At 71.8% G+C, this 16758-nt stretch carries 16 protein-coding genes and 1 tRNA gene; 5 read left to right on the top strand and 12 right to left on the bottom strand.

The annotated features are described in order from the left end of the window. Window positions 1–9 precede the first annotated feature (9 nt). The 11 genes from prmC to ACZ5NJ_RS29390 all read right to left on the bottom strand — a co-directional run bounded on the left by prmC (window position 10) and on the right by ACZ5NJ_RS29390 (window position 13003). Window positions 10–855 carry a peptide chain release factor N(5)-glutamine methyltransferase gene (gene prmC, locus ACZ5NJ_RS29440; protein ID WP_042813202.1) on the bottom strand — a complete coding sequence of 282 codons (846 nt, stop codon included), beginning with the start codon at window positions 853–855 and terminating at the stop codon, window positions 10–12. A gap of 46 nt (window positions 856–901) precedes the next feature. Next, complete coding sequence (gene prfA, locus ACZ5NJ_RS29435; protein ID WP_468768704.1) at window positions 902–1981, bottom strand: peptide chain release factor 1; 1080 nt, start codon at window positions 1979–1981, stop codon at window positions 902–904. A gap of 121 nt (window positions 1982–2102) precedes the next feature. Continuing rightward, window positions 2103–2321: a 50S ribosomal protein L31 gene (gene rpmE, locus ACZ5NJ_RS29430; protein ID WP_007266580.1), complete on the bottom strand. Its 219-nt coding sequence runs from the start codon at window positions 2319–2321 to the stop codon at window positions 2103–2105. A 174-nt stretch (window positions 2322–2495) separates the two neighbouring features. Continuing rightward, window positions 2496–3602 carry an LCP family protein gene (locus ACZ5NJ_RS29425; protein ID WP_468768703.1) on the bottom strand — a complete coding sequence of 369 codons (1107 nt, stop codon included), beginning with the start codon at window positions 3600–3602 and terminating at the stop codon, window positions 2496–2498. A 173-nt stretch (window positions 3603–3775) separates the two neighbouring features. After that, on the bottom strand, window positions 3776–5866 hold the full coding sequence (rho, locus tag ACZ5NJ_RS29420) for a transcription termination factor Rho (protein ID WP_468768700.1): 2091 nt from the start codon (window positions 5864–5866) through the stop codon (window positions 3776–3778). 419 nt (window positions 5867–6285) lie between these two features. Then, window positions 6286–7224 carry a homoserine kinase gene (gene thrB, locus ACZ5NJ_RS29415; protein WP_468768699.1) on the bottom strand — a complete coding sequence of 313 codons (939 nt, stop codon included), beginning with the start codon at window positions 7222–7224 and terminating at the stop codon, window positions 6286–6288. 305 nt (window positions 7225–7529) lie between these two features. Next, entirely contained in the window at window positions 7530–8600 is a 1071-nt protein-coding gene (gene thrC, locus ACZ5NJ_RS29410) for a threonine synthase (RefSeq protein ID WP_389609809.1), read from the bottom strand. A gap of 6 nt (window positions 8601–8606) precedes the next feature. Then, the gene (locus ACZ5NJ_RS29405) at window positions 8607–9896 is read right to left on the bottom strand and encodes a homoserine dehydrogenase (RefSeq protein ID WP_395512670.1); all 1290 of its coding nucleotides are present in this window, start codon (window positions 9894–9896) and stop codon (window positions 8607–8609) included. Between the two features lie 160 nt (window positions 9897–10056). Next, window positions 10057–11448 (bottom strand): diaminopimelate decarboxylase, encoded by a 1392-nt coding sequence (gene lysA / locus ACZ5NJ_RS29400; RefSeq protein ID WP_468768698.1) that lies wholly within the window; start codon window positions 11446–11448, stop codon window positions 10057–10059. Between the two features lie 19 nt (window positions 11449–11467). Continuing rightward, window positions 11468–12448 (bottom strand): ArgS-related anticodon-binding protein NrtL, encoded by a 981-nt coding sequence (gene nrtL / locus ACZ5NJ_RS29395; RefSeq protein ID WP_468768696.1) that lies wholly within the window; start codon window positions 12446–12448, stop codon window positions 11468–11470. An 81-nt stretch (window positions 12449–12529) separates the two neighbouring features. After that, on the bottom strand, window positions 12530–13003 hold the full coding sequence (locus tag ACZ5NJ_RS29390) for a response regulator (protein WP_468768695.1): 474 nt from the start codon (window positions 13001–13003) through the stop codon (window positions 12530–12532). 101 nt (window positions 13004–13104) lie between these two features. Here ACZ5NJ_RS29390 and ACZ5NJ_RS29385 point away from each other — a divergent pair. The 3 genes from ACZ5NJ_RS29385 (at window position 13105) to ACZ5NJ_RS29375 (ending at window position 14595) form a co-directional block, all read left to right on the top strand. Beyond that, window positions 13105–13176, top strand: a tRNA-Arg gene (locus ACZ5NJ_RS29385). A 128-nt stretch (window positions 13177–13304) separates the two neighbouring features. Continuing rightward, window positions 13305–14129: a DUF4365 domain-containing protein gene (locus ACZ5NJ_RS29380; RefSeq protein WP_468768694.1), complete on the top strand. Its 825-nt coding sequence runs from the start codon at window positions 13305–13307 to the stop codon at window positions 14127–14129. 136 nt (window positions 14130–14265) lie between these two features. Further along, window positions 14266–14595, top strand: a complete 330-nt coding sequence (locus tag ACZ5NJ_RS29375; protein ID WP_468768693.1) for a hypothetical protein — start codon at window positions 14266–14268, stop codon at window positions 14593–14595. 44 nt (window positions 14596–14639) lie between these two features. On the opposite strand, the gene ACZ5NJ_RS29370 is transcribed toward ACZ5NJ_RS29375, so the two are convergent. Further along, window positions 14640–15008 carry a DUF6083 domain-containing protein gene (locus ACZ5NJ_RS29370; RefSeq protein WP_468768692.1) on the bottom strand — a complete coding sequence of 123 codons (369 nt, stop codon included), beginning with the start codon at window positions 15006–15008 and terminating at the stop codon, window positions 14640–14642. 302 nt (window positions 15009–15310) lie between these two features. Between ACZ5NJ_RS29370 and ACZ5NJ_RS29365 the strand changes: the two genes are divergently transcribed. Together ACZ5NJ_RS29365 and ACZ5NJ_RS29360 are read left to right on the top strand one after the other, a co-directional pair. Beyond that, window positions 15311–16291, top strand: coding sequence for an XdhC family protein (locus tag ACZ5NJ_RS29365; protein WP_468768690.1), 981 nt, complete (start codon window positions 15311–15313; stop codon window positions 16289–16291). A 59-nt stretch (window positions 16292–16350) separates the two neighbouring features. Further along, entirely contained in the window at window positions 16351–16746 is a 396-nt protein-coding gene (locus ACZ5NJ_RS29360) for a DUF6479 family protein (RefSeq protein ID WP_468768688.1), read from the top strand. Window positions 16747–16758: the final 12 nt, after the last annotated feature.

Here is a 16758-nt window from a genome sequence, read left to right as displayed (position 1 = left end):
TCGCGGCGGTCACGGCATGGCCTTGCGGGCGGTCGCGAAACGCGGGCGGTTGTTGAGGTCGGGGTGGTCGGCGGCGTCGGCCCAGCCCCGCTCGTCGGCGAAGATCCACGGCACCTGGCCGCCCTGGGTGTCGGCGTGCTCGATCACGACGATGCCGCCGGGCCGCAGCAGGCGGTGGGCGGTGCGCTCGATCCCGCGGATGGTGTCGAGGCCGTCCTCGCCGGAGAACAGCGCCATCTCGGGGTCGTGGTCCCGGGCCTCGGGGGCCACGTACTCCCACTCGGTGAGCGGGATGTACGGCGGGTTGGAGATGACGAGGTCGACCTGGCCGTCGAGCTCGGGCAGCGCGGTCAGCGCGTCGCCCTGGTGGACGGTGACCCGGGAGCCCTCGGCGTTCTTGCGGGTCCACCGCAGGGCGTCCTCGGACAGCTCCACGGCGTGCACGCGCGAGCGCGGCACCTCCTGGGCCATGGCGAGGGCGATGGCGCCGGAGCCGGTGCACAGGTCCACGATCAGCGGCTCGACCACGTCCATGGCGCGGACGGCCTGTATGGCCCAGTCCACGACCGACTCGGTCTCGGGCCGGGGCACGAACACCCCGGGGCCGACCTGGAGCTCCAGGTAGCGGAAGAAGGCGCGGCCGGTGATGTGCTGGAGCGGCTCGCGCGCCTCGCGGCGGGCGACGGCCTCCCAGTAGCGGGCGTCGAAGTCCGCGTCCTTGACGTGGTGCAGTTCCCCCCGCTTGACGCCGTGCACGAAGGCCGCGAGCTCCTCCGCGTCGAAACGCGGTGAGGGCACGCCGGCGGCGGCCAGCCGCTGGGTGGCCTGGGCCACCTCGGCAAGCAGCAAGTTCACGCTGGTCCTCCGGGCTGCTGTCGTACGGGGGGTGGTGCGAAGGTCGTCAGTGCGCGGCCGCGAGCTTGGCCGCGGAGTCGGTGTCGACGCAGGCCTGGATGACCGAGTCGAGGTCGCCGTCGAGCACCTGGTCCAAGTTGTACGCCTTGAAACCGGTGCGGTGGTCCGAGATCCGGTTTTCCGGGAAGTTGTACGTACGGATCTTCTCGGAACGGTCCACGGTGCGCACCTGGCTGCGGCGCACGTCGGAGGCCTCCTGCTCGGCGGCTTCCTGGGCGGCGGCCAGCAGGCGCGAACGCAGGATGCGCATGGCCTGCTCCTTGTTCTGGAGCTGGCTCTTCTCGTTCTGGCAGGAGGCGACCACACCGGTCGGGAGGTGCGTGATGCGCACGGCCGAGTCGGTGGTGTTGACGGACTGGCCGCCGGGGCCGGAGGAGCGGTACACGTCGATGCGGAGGTCGTTCGGGTTGATCTCGACCTCGACCTCCTCGGCCTCCGGGGTGACGAGCACGCCGGCGGCGGAGGTGTGGATGCGGCCCTGGGACTCGGTGGCCGGGACGCGCTGGACGCGGTGGACGCCGCCCTCGTACTTCATCCGGGCCCACACGCCCTGGCCGGGCTCGGTGGCGCCGTTGCCGCCCTTGGTGCGGACGGAGACCTGGACGTCCTTGTACCCGCCCAGCTCGGACTCGGTGGAGTCGATGATCTCGGTCTTCCAGCCGACGCGCTCGGCGTAGCGCAGGTACATGCGCAGCAGGTCACCGGCGAACAGGGCGGACTCGTCGCCGCCGGCGCCCGCCTTGATCTCCAGGAGCACGTCCTTGTCGTCGCTGGGGTCGCGCGGGACGAGCAGCAGGCGGAGCTTCTCGGTGAGCTCCTCGCGCTGCGCGCTCAGCTCCTTGACCTCGGCGGCGAAGTCGGGGTCGTCGGCCGCCAGCTCCTTGGCCGTCTCGATGTCCTCGGCCGACTGCTTCCACGCGCGGAAGGTCGCCACGATCGGGGTCAGCTCCGCGTAGCGCTTGTTCAGCTTGCGCGCGTTCGCCTGATCGGAGTGGACCGAAGGGTCGGCGAGCTTCTTCTCAAGGTCGGCGTGCTCGCCGACCAGTTCCTCGACCGCCTCGAACATCGGGTGCTCCTGTGGTGAAAAAAGTCAAAAATGGGCTGGGCTGTCGATACGACGACAAAGGCGCCGGTCCGGCCGCCCCCGCGTGATCAGGGGGCGGCCGGTGACCGGCGCCTGGGTCGCGCTACTTCTTGGCCGCACCCTTGCCGAAGCGGGCCTCGAAGCGGGCCACACGGCCACCGGTGTCGAGGATCTTCTGCTTGCCCGTGTAGAACGGGTGGCACTCGGAGCAGACCTCGGCACGGATGGTGCCCTCGGTCAGGGTGCTACGGGTGGTGAACGACGCGCCACAGGTGCAGCTGACCTGGGTCTCGACGTACTCGGGGTGAACATCGCGCTTCAAGGTGTCTCCTAGATTCGGGAGGGCGCCGGGTCGCAGGAGCCGAATTGCGCACTGCGTGAACCGGGGCCGACAGACCAGTCTGCCAGGACCGGGCCGCCTGTCAAAATTCTCGGAACGCTCTCCTCAACGGGGTGGGTCCGGCTTCTATTCCTGCCGGGTTCCGGCAGGAAGGGGCTACTGGACGATCGAGCCCGCGGAGCTCTTGTCGCCGTTGGAGTGCTCGGTGGCCGCGGCGGGGATGGGCTGGTCGGCCAGCAGGGCGTCCCAGACCATCTTGGAGTCCTTGGGCAGGAGCGCGACGCGGTCCTTGTCGAGCGGGTCCTGGGTCACCGGCACGGTGATCATGTGCATGTTCTCGGCGCTGATGCCCTGGAGTCCCTGGGCGAAGCTCGCGAGGGACTTCACGTCACCGAGGGCCTTGTCGGTGGTGATCGCCTTGGTGGCGGAGTCGGCGAGGCCGTAGAGCTTCTTCGGGTTGTCGAAGACCCCGACGCCCTTGACCTGCTTGATCAGCGCCTTGATGAAGGCCTGCTGGAGCTGTATTCGGCCCAGGTCGCCGCCGTCGCCGACGGTCTTGCGCGTGCGGACGAGGCCGAGGGACTGCTCGCCGTCGAGCTTGTGGGAGCCGGCCGGCAGGTCGAGGTGGCTGCCGTAGTCCTTGATCGGCTTGGTGGTCGTGAGCTCGACCCCGCCGAGGTTGTCGATGATCTTCTTGAAGCCGGTGAAGTCGACTTCGATGTAGTGGTCCATGCGGATCCCCGACATCGCCTCGACGGTCTTCACCGCGCAGGCGGCGCCGCCGATGGTGAAGGCCTCGTTGAACTGCGCGCGCTGCCGGGGCGCGCTGTTCTTCCCCTTGCCGATGGGGCAGGCGGGCCGCGGGAGCATGGTGTCGCGCGGGATCGACACGACGCTGGCCTGCTTGTGGCCCTCGTAGAGGTGGATGATCATCGCCGTGTCGGAGCGCGCCGAGCCGCCGTCGTCCGCGCCGTACTCGCCGTTCGCCCCGTCGCGGGAGTCGGAGCCGAGGACCAGGATGTCCATCGAGCCGTTGTCGACGTTCGGCGGGCGGTCCTTGCCCAGGGCCTGGTCGATGTCGACGGTGTGCAGGTTGCCGTTGAGCTTGAAGTAGAACCAGCCGAGGCTGCCACCGCCCAGCAGCACCAGCGCGGCGGCGGTCCAGGCGGCGACTCTGAGGCCCTTGCGGCGCCGCGGCCCGCTCCTGCGCCGGCCTCCGCGTACGGCCCGTCGGCCGCGGCCGCCCCTGGTGTCCTCGCTCATGCTCTCCTCAGTCCTGGCTCCGTTGCCCGTCTTCCTTCACTCAGACGGACGAGCGCGTTCCAGGGTTCCACGGCTTGCTGTGAGAGCCGCACACCTGTGGCGAAGGTCGCACGAACGACGGCCGCCCCCGCCGCGGGTGCGGCGGGGGCGGCTGTCGTGCGCGGGCGACCCGGTCAGTCGTCGTTCTTGCCGGCCGGGGTCGTCTTGGCGATCTGCATCAGGAACTCGGCGTTCGACTTCGTCTGCTTCATCTTGTCGAGCAGCAGCTCGATCGCCTGCTGCGAGTCGAGCGCGTGCAGCACCCGGCGCAGCTTCCAGACGATGGCGAGCTCCTCGCTGTTGAGGAGGATCTCCTCCTTGCGCGTACCCGACGGGTCGACGTCGACGGCCGGGAAGATGCGCTTGTCGGCGAGCTTGCGGTCGAGCTTGAGCTCCATGTTGCCGGTGCCCTTGAACTCCTCGAAGATCACCTCGTCCATGCGCGAGCCGGTGTCGACGAGCGCGGTGGCCAGGATGGTCAGCGAGCCGCCGTCCTCGATGTTGCGCGCGGCACCGAAGAAGCGCTTCGGCGGGTACAGCGCGGTCGAGTCGACACCACCGGACAGGATGCGGCCGGAGGCGGGCGCCGCGAGGTTGTACGCGCGGCCCAGACGGGTGATGGAGTCCAGCAGGACGACCACGTCGTGACCCAGCTCGACGAGGCGCTTGGCGCGCTCGATGGCCAGCTCGGCGACGGTGGTGTGGTCCTCGGCCGGGCGGTCGAAGGTCGAGGAGATGACCTCGCCCTTGACCGACCGCTGCATGTCGGTGACCTCTTCCGGACGCTCGTCGACCAGGACGACCATCAGGTGGCACTCGGGGTTGTTGGTGGTGATCGCGTTGGCGATCGCCTGCATGATCATGGTCTTGCCGGTCTTCGGCGGGGCCACGATCAGACCGCGCTGGCCCTTGCCGATCGGCGACACGAGGTCGATGATGCGGGTGGTCAGCACGCCCGGGTCGGTCTCCAGGCGGAGCCGGTCCTGCGGGTAGAGCGGGGTCAGCTTCTGGAACTCGGGGCGGCCCCGGCCCGATTCGGGCGCCATGCCGTTGACGGAGTCCAGGCGCACGAGGGCGTTGAACTTCTCGCGGCGCTCGCCGTCCTTGGGCTGGCGCACGGCGCCGGTGGTGTGGTCACCCTTGCGCAGACCCGCCTTGCGGACCTGGGCCAGGGAGACGTACACGTCGTTCGGGCCGGGCAGGTAGCCGGAGGTCCGGATGAACGCGTAGTTGTCGAGGATGTCGAGGATGCCCGCGACGGGGATCAGGACGTCGTCGTCGGCGACCTGCGGCTCGCCCGGGGCGAACTCGTCACGGCCACGACGGCCACGGCGGTCGCGGTAGCGGCCGCGGCGGCCGCGCCGGCCGTCCTCGCCGTCGAAGTCGTCCTGCGGACCGTTGTCCTGACGGCCCTGCTGGCCGCGGCCGCCGCCCTGCTGCTGGCGGTCCTGACGGTCCTGGCGGTCCGGGCGCTCGGCGCGGTCCTGACGGCCGCCCTGCTGGCCCTGGCCGCCGCCCTGCTGCTGCTGGCCCTGCTCGTCCGCCTTGGCACCGCGGTCGCGGCGGCCCTGACGGTCACCGCGCTCCCCGCGCTCGCCGCGGTCACGGCGGTCACGGCGGCTGCGGCCCTCGCCGGCCTCCTGCGCGGGGGCCTGGCCCTGCGCCGGGGCCGAGACGGCCACGGCCTGCTCCGCCTTGGCCTCGGCCTGCGGGGCGGCCGCGGGGGCCTCGGTCTTCTGCTCGACCTGCACGACGGCGGGGGCCGAGGACTCGGGGCTGCCGCTCGGGGCGGTGGCGCGGCGGCGGCGGCGCTCGCCGGCCGGGGCGTCCTCGCTGATCGGCTGGCCCGGGATCTCGATCTGGGCCGGTGCGGCGGCGGGCTTCTCGGCGGGCGCGGCGGCGGCCGCCTCGCCCGTGCGGGCCTTGCTGGTGGCGCGGCGCTTCGGCTTGGCCTCGGCGGCGTCCGCGGCGGGGGCCGCGGCCTTGGGGGCGCTGCCGCCCTGCGCCTCCTTGATGACCTCGATCAGCTGGCTCTTGCGCATCCGCGCGGTGCCCCTGATACCGAGGCCCGACGCGACCTGCTGCAGCTCGGCCAGGACCATGCCCTCAAGGCCGGTGCCGGAGCGGCGGCGCCGGGTGGCAGTGGCAGCTGCGGCGCCCGCGGCGGGGGCACTGGTGTCGACGTTGGTGTCGGCAGCGCCCATCAGATCGGTGGTGTCGCTCACGAAGGGTCCTTCCCTGGAGCGGACGTCGGCCTGTCTGGCTCGGCGACCGGTTGTGCTGTCCGACAGCAGTCCTAGGTGTGTGAACTGTGCCGGGGCGGTGGTCCGCCGGTAGAGATACGGCGGAGAGAAACGTGCATGGGTGGTTCCGGCGAGAAGCACCCCAGCTGGAAGCGTGGGAATGTCACGCCGATTCCGGAGCGTGCTCGAAACTGCTGGCAGCGATCAAAGCAGTCGGGGAGGCTCCCGGAAGAAAGGTGGTCCCGGATGGGGACACTGAGCACCGAGCCATGGCGGCTTCGGTTGCGTACTTGAGATTAACACTACCGGATCCAACAGACATTCCCCCTCTCAATCACCGGCAATCGCCCTTCCGGGGGCGGGTGGCCTGCCCGGCCGCCCGCCCCGCGGGGCCGTGTCCCCTAGGACACGGGCTGAGCGCCCTGGGCGCCCAGCGGAAGGACGCTCGCGCCCGCGGCGTCGAGGGCGAGCCGGTTCGCGGCCCACCCCTCGCCCGCGAGCTGCGCGACCTTGTCGGCCGCGTCGTTGTCGACCAGCGCGAGGACCGTGGGGCCCGCGCCGGAGATGACCGCGGGGATACCGTCCGCCCGCAGCCGGTTGACGAGCGCCACGCTCTCCGGCATCGCCGGGGCACGGTACTCCTGGTGCAGCCGGTCCTCGGTGGCGGGCAGCAGGAACTCGGGACGCCTGGTCATGGCCTCCACGAGCAGGCCCGCGCGCCCCGCGTTCACGGCGGCGTCCACGTGCGGAACGGAGCGCGGCAGCAGGCCGCGGGCGGTCTCGGTCAGGACCGGCTTCGACGGGACGAAGACCACCGGAACGATGGAATCGGCGGGGTCCATACGGATCGCCTTGGCGCTGCCGCCCTCCATCCAGGCGAGGGTGAAGCCGCCGAGCAGACAGGCCGCGACGTTGTCCGGGTGGCCCTCGATCTCGGTGGCCAGCTCCAGCAGCGCGGTGTCGTCGAGCCTGGCCTCGCCGCCTATGGTCACGGCGCGCGCGGCGACGATGCCGGCGCAGATCGCGGCCGAGGAGGAGCCGAGGCCCCGTCCGTGCGGGATGCGGTTGGCGCAGACGACCTCCAGGCCGCGCGGCTGCCCGCCCAGCAGGTCGAAGGCGGTGCGCATGGAGCGTACGAGGAGGTGGCTCTCGTCACGCGGGAGGGTGTCGGCGCCCTCGCCCGCGATGTCGATGTTCAGACCGGAGTCGGCGACGCGGACGACCACGTCGTCGTAGAGCCCCAGGGCCAGGCCGAGGGCGTCGAAGCCGGGGCCGAGGTTGGCACTGCTGGCGGGCACGCGCACTCGTACGGCGGCGGCGCGGAACGCTGGACCTGCCATCGGTCGATGACACTCCTTGTGACTGTGCGGGATCCGGCGGGCTGTGCGGGATCTTCGCTGCGAAATGTACTGGAGAACGTACGACACCCGAAGGCCCTCGGGGCAGCACCGCGGTCATATGCGCGGTGGCGGATGTCAGTACAGCGTATCGAAGGAAGGTTCTCCCGCGACATAGGGCGCACGGCAGGCGCACGATGCGTGTCGTACGGGCCGGGCCGCCGGGTTCCGGAAGGTTTCCGGAACCCGGCAACGCCGGTCGGGGGCCGCGGTGCGCGGCCCGGGGGTCCCCCGGGGCGGACCCGGGGTCAGACCAGGCCGAGCCGGACGGCCGCGGCCTCGGCGTCCACCGGAACGGTGACGGGCTGCGGAGCGCCGGCGACCGCCCAGTCGGGGTCCTTCAGGCCGTTGCCGGTGACGGTGCACACGATCTTCTGGCCCGGGTCGACGAGGCCGAGCTCCGCCGCCTTGAGCAGGCCGGCCACCGAGGCGGCCGAGGCGGGCTCGACGAAGACGCCCTCCTGGGAGGCCAACAGGCGGTAGGCGGCCAGGATCTGGCGGTCCGTCACCTCGTCGATGAAGCCGCCCGACTCGTCGCGCGCGGCCAGCGCGTAGTCCCAGGAGGCCGGGTTGCCGATGCGGATCGCGGTGGCGATGGTGTGCGGCTCCTTGACGACCTCGCCGCGCACGATCGGCGCCGAGCCGGAGGCCTGGAAACCCCACACGCGGGGCGTACGGGAGGCCAGGCCGTCGGCCTTGTACTCCTTGAAGCCCTTCCAGTACGCGGTGATGTTGCCGGCGTTGCCGACGGGCAGCACGTGGATGTCGGGGGCGTCGCCGAGCGCGTCCACGATCTCGAACGCGGCCGTCTTCTGGCCCTCGATGCGCACCGGGTTCACGGAATTGACGAGCGCCACCGGGTAGTTGTCGGACAGCGCGCGGGCCAGGTCCAGGCAGTCGTCGAAGTTGCCGTCAACCTGCAGGATCTTGGCGCCGTGCACGAGGGCCTGACCCATCTTGCCCAGCGCGATCTTGCCGCGCGGCACGAGGACCGCGGACACCATGCCGGCGCGCACCGCGTACGCGGCGGCGGAGGCGGAGGTGTTGCCGGTGGAGGCGCAGATGACGGCCTTGGCGCCGTCCTCCTTGGCCTTGGTGATGGCCATGGTCATGCCGCGGTCCTTGAAGGACCCGGTGGGGTTCGCGCCCTCGACCTTGAGGTGGACCTCACAGCCGGTGCGCTCGGAGAGCACCTGCGCGGGAACGAGGGGAGTGCCACCCTCCCGGAGCGTGACCACGGGGGTCGTCTCGGTGACCGGCAGGCGGTCCCGGTACTCCTCGATGATGCCGCGCCACTGGTGGGTGCGATTGCTGCTCATGGGTCCTTACTCCCCTTCAACACGCATGATGCTGGCGACACCGCGCACGGTGTCCAGCTTCCGCAGCGCCTCGACGGTCCCGGAGAGGGCGGCGTCGGGGGCGCGGTGGGTGACGACGACGAGGGAGGCCTCACCGTCCTTGCCCTGCTGCCTGACGGTGTCGATCGACACGCCGTGCTCCGCGAAGGTGGTCGCCACCTGGGCGAGGACGCCCGGCTTGTCCGCCACATCGAGGCTGATGTGGTAGCGGGTGACGACGTCCCCCATGGGGCTGACGGGCAGCTGGGTGTACGCCGACTCGCCGGGCCCCGTTGCCTCGGCGAGCTTGTTGCGGCAGACGGCGACGAGGTCGCCGAGGACCGCGGACGCGGTCGGCGAACCGCCCGCGCCGGGCCCGTAGAACATGAGCCGCCCGGCGGCCTCCGCCTCGACGAAGACGGCGTTGTAGGCCTCGCGGACGGAGGCGAGCGGGTGGCTGAGCGGGATCATCGCCGGGTGGACGCGGGCGGTGACGGACTCGCCGTCCGCGGCGCGCTCCAGGATGGCGAGGAGCTTGATGGTGCAGCCCATCCGCTTGGCGGAGGCGAAGTCCGCGGCGCTGACCTCGGTCATGCCCTCGCGGTACACGTCGTCGAGGCGCACGCGGGTGTGGAAGGCGATGCCCGCCAGGATCGCGGCCTTGGCGGCGGCGTCGTAGCCCTCGACGTCGGCGGTCGGGTCGGCCTCAGCGTAGCCCAGGGCGGTGGCCTGGTCGAGCGCCTCCTGGTAGCCGGCGCCGGTGGAGTCCATCTTGTCGAGGATGAAGTTCGTGGTGCCGTTGACGATGCCCATCACCCGGTTGATCTTGTCGCCGGCGAGGGACTCGCGCATCGGGCGGACCAGCGGGATGGCGCCGGCGACGGCGGCCTCGTAGTACAGGTCCAGCCCCTGCGCCTCGGCCGCGGCGTGCAGCGCCGCGCCGTCCTGGGCGAGCAGCGCCTTGTTGGCGGAGACGACGGAGATGCCGTTCTCGAAGGCGGTGGTGATCAGGGTGCGGGCGGGCTCGATGCCGCCGATGACCTCGATGGCCACGTCGATGTCACCGCGTTTGAGCAGGGCGGTGGCGTCGGTGGTGACGAGCGCGGGGTCGATGCCCTCGCGCACCTTGGAGGGGCGGCGCACGGCGACACCGGCGAGCTCGACGGGCGCGCCGATCCGGGCCGCCAGATCGTCGGCGTGCGTCGTCATGATGCGCGCCACCTCTGAGCCGACCACTCCACAGCCCAGCAGCGCCACCTTCAGCGGACGCGTACGCATCATTCGACCTACGCCTTTCGATCTTTCTTCGCTTCCGGCGCGCGGGGTTGCGCGCCAGGTATGAACCAGTCTCACTCAATGGACAGCAGTTTCCATCTTCGGTCCATTGAGTGAGACGTCTATTTTCAGGGCCGGACGGCCCGCCCCGAAAACATGGGAATCACCCGAGGTCGAGGGACAGGAGATCTTCCTCCGTCTCACGCCGGACGATCACCCGGGCGGCTCCGTCGCGCACGGCGACGACGGGCGGGCGCAGCGCGTGGTTGTAGTTGCTGGCCATGGAGCGGCAGTACGCCCCGGTGGCCGGCACGGCGATCAGGTCGCCGGGGGCCAGGTCGGCGGGCAGGAAGGCGTCGCGGACGACGATGTCGCCGCTCTCGCAGTGCTTGCCGACGACGCGGACGAGCATGGGCTCGGCGTCGGAGACGCGGGAGACGAGCGTGACCGCGTACTCGGCGTCGTACAGGGCCGTCCGGATGTTGTCGGACATGCCGCCGTCGACGGATACGTACGTCCGCAGACCCTCCAGGGGCTTGATCGTGCCGACCTCGTAGAGCGTGAACGCGGTCGGCCCGACGATGGCGCGGCCCGGCTCGACGGAGATCCGCGGGGCCTTCAGCCCGGCGCTCTCGCACTCGCGCGCCACGATCTCGGTGAGCGCCTTGGCGATCTCGTGCGGCTCGCGCGGATCGTCGGCCGACGTGTAGGCGATTCCCAGCCCGCCGCCGAGGTCGATCTCGGGGAGCTCGACGCCGTGCTCGTCGCGGACGGCGGCCAGCAGCCGCACGACGCGCTTCGCGGACACCTCGAAGCCGGCCATGTCGAAGATCTGGGAGCCGATGTGGGAGTGGACGCCGAGCAGCTCCAAGCTGGCGTGCCCGAGCGCCCGGCGCACGGCCTCGGCGGCGGAGCCGTCGGCGACGGCGATGCCGAACTTCTGGTCCTCGTGGGCGGTGGCGATGAACTCGTGGGTGTGCGCCTCGACGCCGACGGTCACGCGGATCTGCACGGGCTGCCGCACACCCAGCTCACCGGCGATGTGCGCGACCCGGGCGATCTCCTGGAACGAGTCGAGGACGATCCGCCCGACGCCGGCGGAGACCGCACGCCGGATCTCGCCCTCCGACTTGTTGTTGCCGTGGAAGGCGATCCGCTCGGCGGGCATCCCGGCGGCGAGCGCGGTGGTCAGCTCTCCGCCCGAGCACACGTCGAGGTTGAGCCCCTCCTCCTTCAGCCACTTCACGACGGCCTTGGAGAGGAACGCCTTGCCGGCGTAGAACACATCCGCGTCCTTGCCGAAGGCGTGCGCCCAGGCGCGGCAGCGGGCCCGGAAGTCCTCCTCGTCGAGGAAGTAGCCGGGCGTCCCGAACTCCTCGGCGAGCCTGGTCACTTCGATGCCGCCGACGGTGACGACCCCGTCCCCGTTCCGGGTGACGGTCCGCGACCAGACCTTCTCGTCCAGCGCGTTCAGGTCGGCGGGCGGCGGGGCGTGGTGGCCCTCGGGCAGGACGTCGGCGTGGCGGGGCCCGGCGGGGTGCGCGGAACGGCTCATCGGAATCTCTCTTCGGAAGTCACAAAGAATCGGGGGCGTCCATGCCGAGGAGGGCGAGGCCGCCGGCCAGCACCGCCCCGGCGGCTTCGGCAAGAGCCAGCCGGGCGCGATGGGCGGCCGAGGGTTTCTCGTCCCCGACGGGCAGGACCTGGTGCTGGAAGTCGAGCAGCGCGTCGGCGACGGCGACGAGGTGCCGGGCGAGCCGTTCGGGCGCCCGGTGGTACGCGGCGGCTTCGAGGGCGAGGGGGTGGTCGGCGAGGGCGCGCAGCAGGGCGGGGGCGTCGATGCCGCCGGGCGCGTCGACGTCGCCGCCGGCTGCATCCATGCCGACGCGCTCGGCGCGGAACCCGAGGTCGGCGGCGTTGCGCGTCAGCGCCCGCGCCCGGGCGTGCGCGTACCGCACCCGGAAGACCTCGTTCTCCTCCGCCTGCCGGAGCAGCCCGTCACCGAACACGGGTGTCTCCCGGCCCGGCACGACGACCATGGCCCAGACGGCTGCCGCGGCCCCGTACCGCGCCTGCACGTCCCCGTCCCGCCGGGCGACGGGCGCGACGCGCGGCCCGCCGTCCTCGTGGGGGTCCTCCGGGGGGAAGCCCTGCGCCGCCCGGATCCGCGCGACGGCGCCGCGGACGACCTGCTCGCGCCCCCCGCCGACGGTCCGGCTCCGCGCCGGGACACATCCGTACCGCTCCGGCCTGGCGTGTACGTCACGCAGCAGCTCGGCGGCGGAGAGGGGGGCGAGGGTGAAGTTCAGGAACCCGGGCCCGGTGACGTCGACGGCCTCGACACCGGGCTCCTGGGCGAGCGCCTTCGCGAGCACGAGGGCCCCCTCGGCCCCCCGTCCCATCCTCAGGGCGACGGGGCTGGCGTACTCCCCCACCCCTCCGGGCCGGGTCCGCTCGACGACGGCCCGCGCGGGCGCGGGCCCGTCCAGTTCGCCGGCCTCGACGGCACGGCGTACGGCGTGTACGACGGCACGAGAGAGGTCGGCGGGGATCACGGCACCCAGCCTAGGCGAGAAGCCCCTGGCCCATGCACCGGGTTTCGCCATGTGGAATAGCCCGCCCCCGAGGCCCTCTCCTCAGGCCCCTCTACCGGCCGGCGCGCCCTTCCGCTCCCGCCGGTCCTTCCGCTCCACGAGCCTCCGTACGACCCTCACCAGCTCGGCGGGCTCGAAGGGCTTGGCCAGGAAGGCGTCCACCCCGGCGGCGATGGCGGCGTCGACCTCGTGCTGCGTACAGGCGCTGACGATGGCGAGCGGCACGTGCCGCGTCCGCGGATCGGCCCGCAGCCGCGCGGCGGCCCCGAAACCGTCCAGCCGGGGCATGACCACATCAAGGGTGATCGCGTCAGGACGGACCCGGTGGACCACGTCCAGGCACTCGGCACCATCGTTCGCGGTCACGACCTCGAAGCCCTCCAGTTCGAGATTGACCTTGATCAGCTGCCGGATGACCTTGTTGTCGTCGACAACGAGGACCCGGCCCGAGGCGCCTGGCACAACTTGAGAGTAGGTCGCCCTAAGCCCCCGCGTCCGGGTTTTTGCCACTTCCACCCCCTCCGGGCGACCGACCACCCTCCTCCCGCCCAAAACGGTTCCTGATCACCCCACGGGAGCTGGTAGTGTTCAACCCGTCGCCGCAACGCGAACGACACGCCCCCGTAGCTCAGGGGATAGAGCAACGGCCTCCGGAGCCGTGTGCGCAGGTTCGAATCCTGCCGGGGGCACTTCGCAGGAAGTGCCCAAAGACCCCGCCACCAGCGCGCATGCTGGAGACGGGGTCTTCGCGTATGCGCAGCCAACTCCCGCCGGGGCCCCGCACCGTGCTCGGACGGGCACATCGTGGGGAGGCAACATGACGACGGTTCCCCGCGGGCGGCGGGTGGAGCAGGCGGCCGTGAACGCCGTGCGCACCCTTCTCCAGAGCCACGACCACGTGGTGGAGGAGATCTCGGGGCAGAACGACTACGGCGAGGACCTGTTCGTCACCTTCACCGACGCCGGTCGCGTGACCAACGACGTCATCAAAGTCCAGGTGAAGGGGGGCACCTCGTGGCGGCGGTCGTACGGTTATGGCGTGCCGGTGCGGCAGCACGCCGAAACGTGGGCGAACGGGAACGTCCCCGTGTTCTGCGTGGTCTTCGACCCGGACACGCGGCGGTTGCACTGGGCGAACGCCACCGAGCAACTCCGTCTCGGAGAACACCGGGGCCGTCGGACGCGGACCATCAAGCTGCCCACCAGCGCGGTCCTCGACGACACCTCTCTCCCCGCCTTCGTCGACAAGGCCCGGGCGTACGTCGGTGGATACCGGGGCCGGAACGCCGTGCTCGCCCACCTCGGAGAGATGGCGGGGGTCGCCTTCGGCCGCTCGGACCATGTCCTGCACTGGGTCAACCAGTTCGAGGAGCAGTTGATCTTCTGGCAGCGCCCCGGAGAGCCCTGCGCCACCCTCCTCCACAGCGACCTCGACTGGGAGCCCGTCCCGATCAGCCCCGCCGGGCTGCTCATCCCGGGTGGCTCGGCCCTCGGGCCCTTCGGCCAGGACTGGCCCGAGGAGCTGCGGCACAGCTCACCGATCCCCTGCGTCAGCGGGGTCATCCTCAACCTGCCGGAGGCCTTGTGGCTGGCTTCCTGCTTCTCGGCCACGGAGTGGGCGAGGCACCGCGCGGACGCGTGACGGCCGCCTTTTCGTGAGGTGTCAAGACACGGGAATCCGGGGCCTGACCCGGTGGCGGAGTCGGGGCCTACTGGAGGTGGGGCGGGGAAGGGGCTGAGGCTCCTTCTCTCCCCTTTCCTACTGGAGGAGGATTCCCATGTCCGAGCAGCCGTTCTGGAGCCGTCGACTCTTCGTGTTCGCCGCCTCGACCGTCATCGCCGCGGGGAGCGCCCTGCTGAACGTCGCCGCGTTCGCCGCCGTGCACGGCGGGCCGCACGTGGCCGCCGTCGGGCAGCAGTGGGAGTGCTTCGCCGCGCCCTGCAATCCGCCGGGCGGCAGCGGGCACGGGAAGGACGGGCAGCCGCAGCACATCCCCTCCCACCAGCGGGAATGTTTCGTCGCGCCCTGCAACCCGCCGACCGGCGACGAGCCTCTCCCGCACCCGGAGCCCGGGGGGACGTGGGCCGGCCCTGGAACTCTGGCCTGACCCCCGTCCGACGGCCCGCCGGCTCTCCCGGCGGGCTGTTTCCGTCAGCCCGCGTCGGGCCACTCCCGCGCGGACTCCTCCCGGCGCCGGGCGCGGCGGGCGTTTTCGGTGCGGAGGGTGGTGAGCCAGGGCCAGAGGTCCGGGAGGGGCTGGGCCGCGCAGGCGAGGCGGTGTTCGACGCGGCAGCGCTGGGCCGGGTCCGGCGGGCAGACACCGTAGACCGTGACCCGGCCGTCGGACAGCACGATCCAGCGGTGCTGCGCCGGCACGACGTGGGCCAGGGGTGTCATGTCCGGCTCCAGCAATACCCAGTCGTGATCCAGCGTCGCCACGCGGTCCACCGGCAGGCCGCAGTGCGGACAGTGCGGCTGCCCGTGTCCGAGCCGGCGCGGTTCCTCCTGGAAGTCCCCCATACAGGGAGGGTCGACAGTCCAGCGGCTGCTGCAAAGGGCGGGAACCGGTCAGGACGGGTGGGTCGCGAGGGCGCGGATGGGGCGCGGTACGACACGGCGGGCGGCCCGCGTCACTCGCGACCGGTCACGCACGGCCGGTACCGCTCAAAGGTTCCGGTGGACCGTACGAGGGGGTGGGGCAGGGTCTGTGTGTTCGGGGGGTGGTGGGGGGTTCTCGGGTGCGTAGGGTGGATTTGAGGCCGCTTAGTGCCGTTGACCAGGTGCTTTGCGGCGTGATGGCGCATAGAGGATGGGGCGACGGGATGCGTGGGCTTGCGGAGACGGCGCGGCAGTGGGTGGCCGAGGGGCGGGTGGCGTTTCTGGCGCGGCCGGTGACCGAGCAGGGGTTCGGGCCCCGGGATCCCGCCGGGGCCGTGCTCGTGGACGCGCGGGGTGAGTGCGTGGGGGCCCTGTACCGCGGGGTGTTCGACGCCGAGCTCGTGGCCGAGGCGGGGGCCGTGGGGGCCGGGGGCGGTGCCCGGGTGTGCGAGGTGTCGGTCGGGACCGGGGAGGCCACCGAGGCGAAGCTGACCTGTGGCGGGCAGGCGGAGGTGCTGTTGCAGCCGCTGTCCACGGTTCCGGCCGAGTGGTGGGAGCTGCTCGGGACGGGGGCCGGGGTGGCGCTGGTGACGCGGCTGAGCGAGGGGGCGGACGCCGCCGTGAGCGAGGTCGTACGGGCCGGGGACGTGCCGGTGGACGACGCGGGCCGGCGGGCCGGGGAGCTGCTCGGGACCCGTCGGCCGGGGCGGGACGCGCTGTACGGGGGGTCGGGGCTGGTCCTCGTCGAGGCGTACCCGTCCGCTCCGTACGTGGTGATCGGCGGCGGTGGTGAGCTGGCCGAGGTCATCGGGGCGCAGGCCGCGCTGCTGGGCTGGGAGTCCGTGGTGGTCGAGGGGGCCGGTGAGGCGGAGAAGGTGCTCGGGCAGCACCGGGACGCCGCCTGCCTGGTGCTGCTCAGCCATGAGCCGGACTTCGACGTGCCGAGCCTGCGGACCGCGCTGGCGCTCGGCATTCCGTACGTGGGTGCGCTGGGGTCCCGGCGGACCACGGCCCGGCGACGGGAGGGGCTGGTGGCCGCCGGGGTGGGCGAGGCCGAGCTGGCACGGGTGCACGGGCCGATCGGGCTCGACCTGGGGGCCAGGACGCCGGCCGAGACGGCCCTGGCGATCTGCGCGGAGATCCTCGGGGTGCTCGGCGGACGGGACGCCCGGGGCCTGCGTGATTCCGACGGGCCGCTGCGGTAGCAGGTCAGATTGTTGGGGGCGGGGCGTGAAAAAGGTGTGAAAACGGGAAAATAACACTCATGGACATGATCCTGAGCGTCGACGCGACCCTTTCCCGCAGTGCGTGGTTCTTCATCGTCGGAATCGTCATCGCGGGGTTCCTGCTCGCCGGGTTCAAGCTGGGGCAGCGGGTGCGGGCCAAGGAGCCGCCGCCGCCCACTCCCGAGAGCCAGCCGCACCTGCCCGAGGGCGGCGCCGTGCACGAGGTCCGCGAGGAAAGGGACCACGTGGAGATCCCCGAGGGCGGCCTGAGGCCGCACGAGATGCAGGGGTACGGGAACTTCGGCTCCCGCACCTCCGAGCACCCCGACGAGGTACGGGCCGAGCGGGAGTCCGGGTACAAGCCCGTCACCGGCCCCGGACCGCACCCGCAGCCCGGCGCACCGCCCGACGCGGGCCGCGGCGCCCACGCCTGACGGCTCTCTGAC

This window comes from Streptomyces sp. NPDC032091 (assembly GCF_055580265.1).
This window is presented reverse-complemented; position numbering and strand designations above follow the sequence as displayed.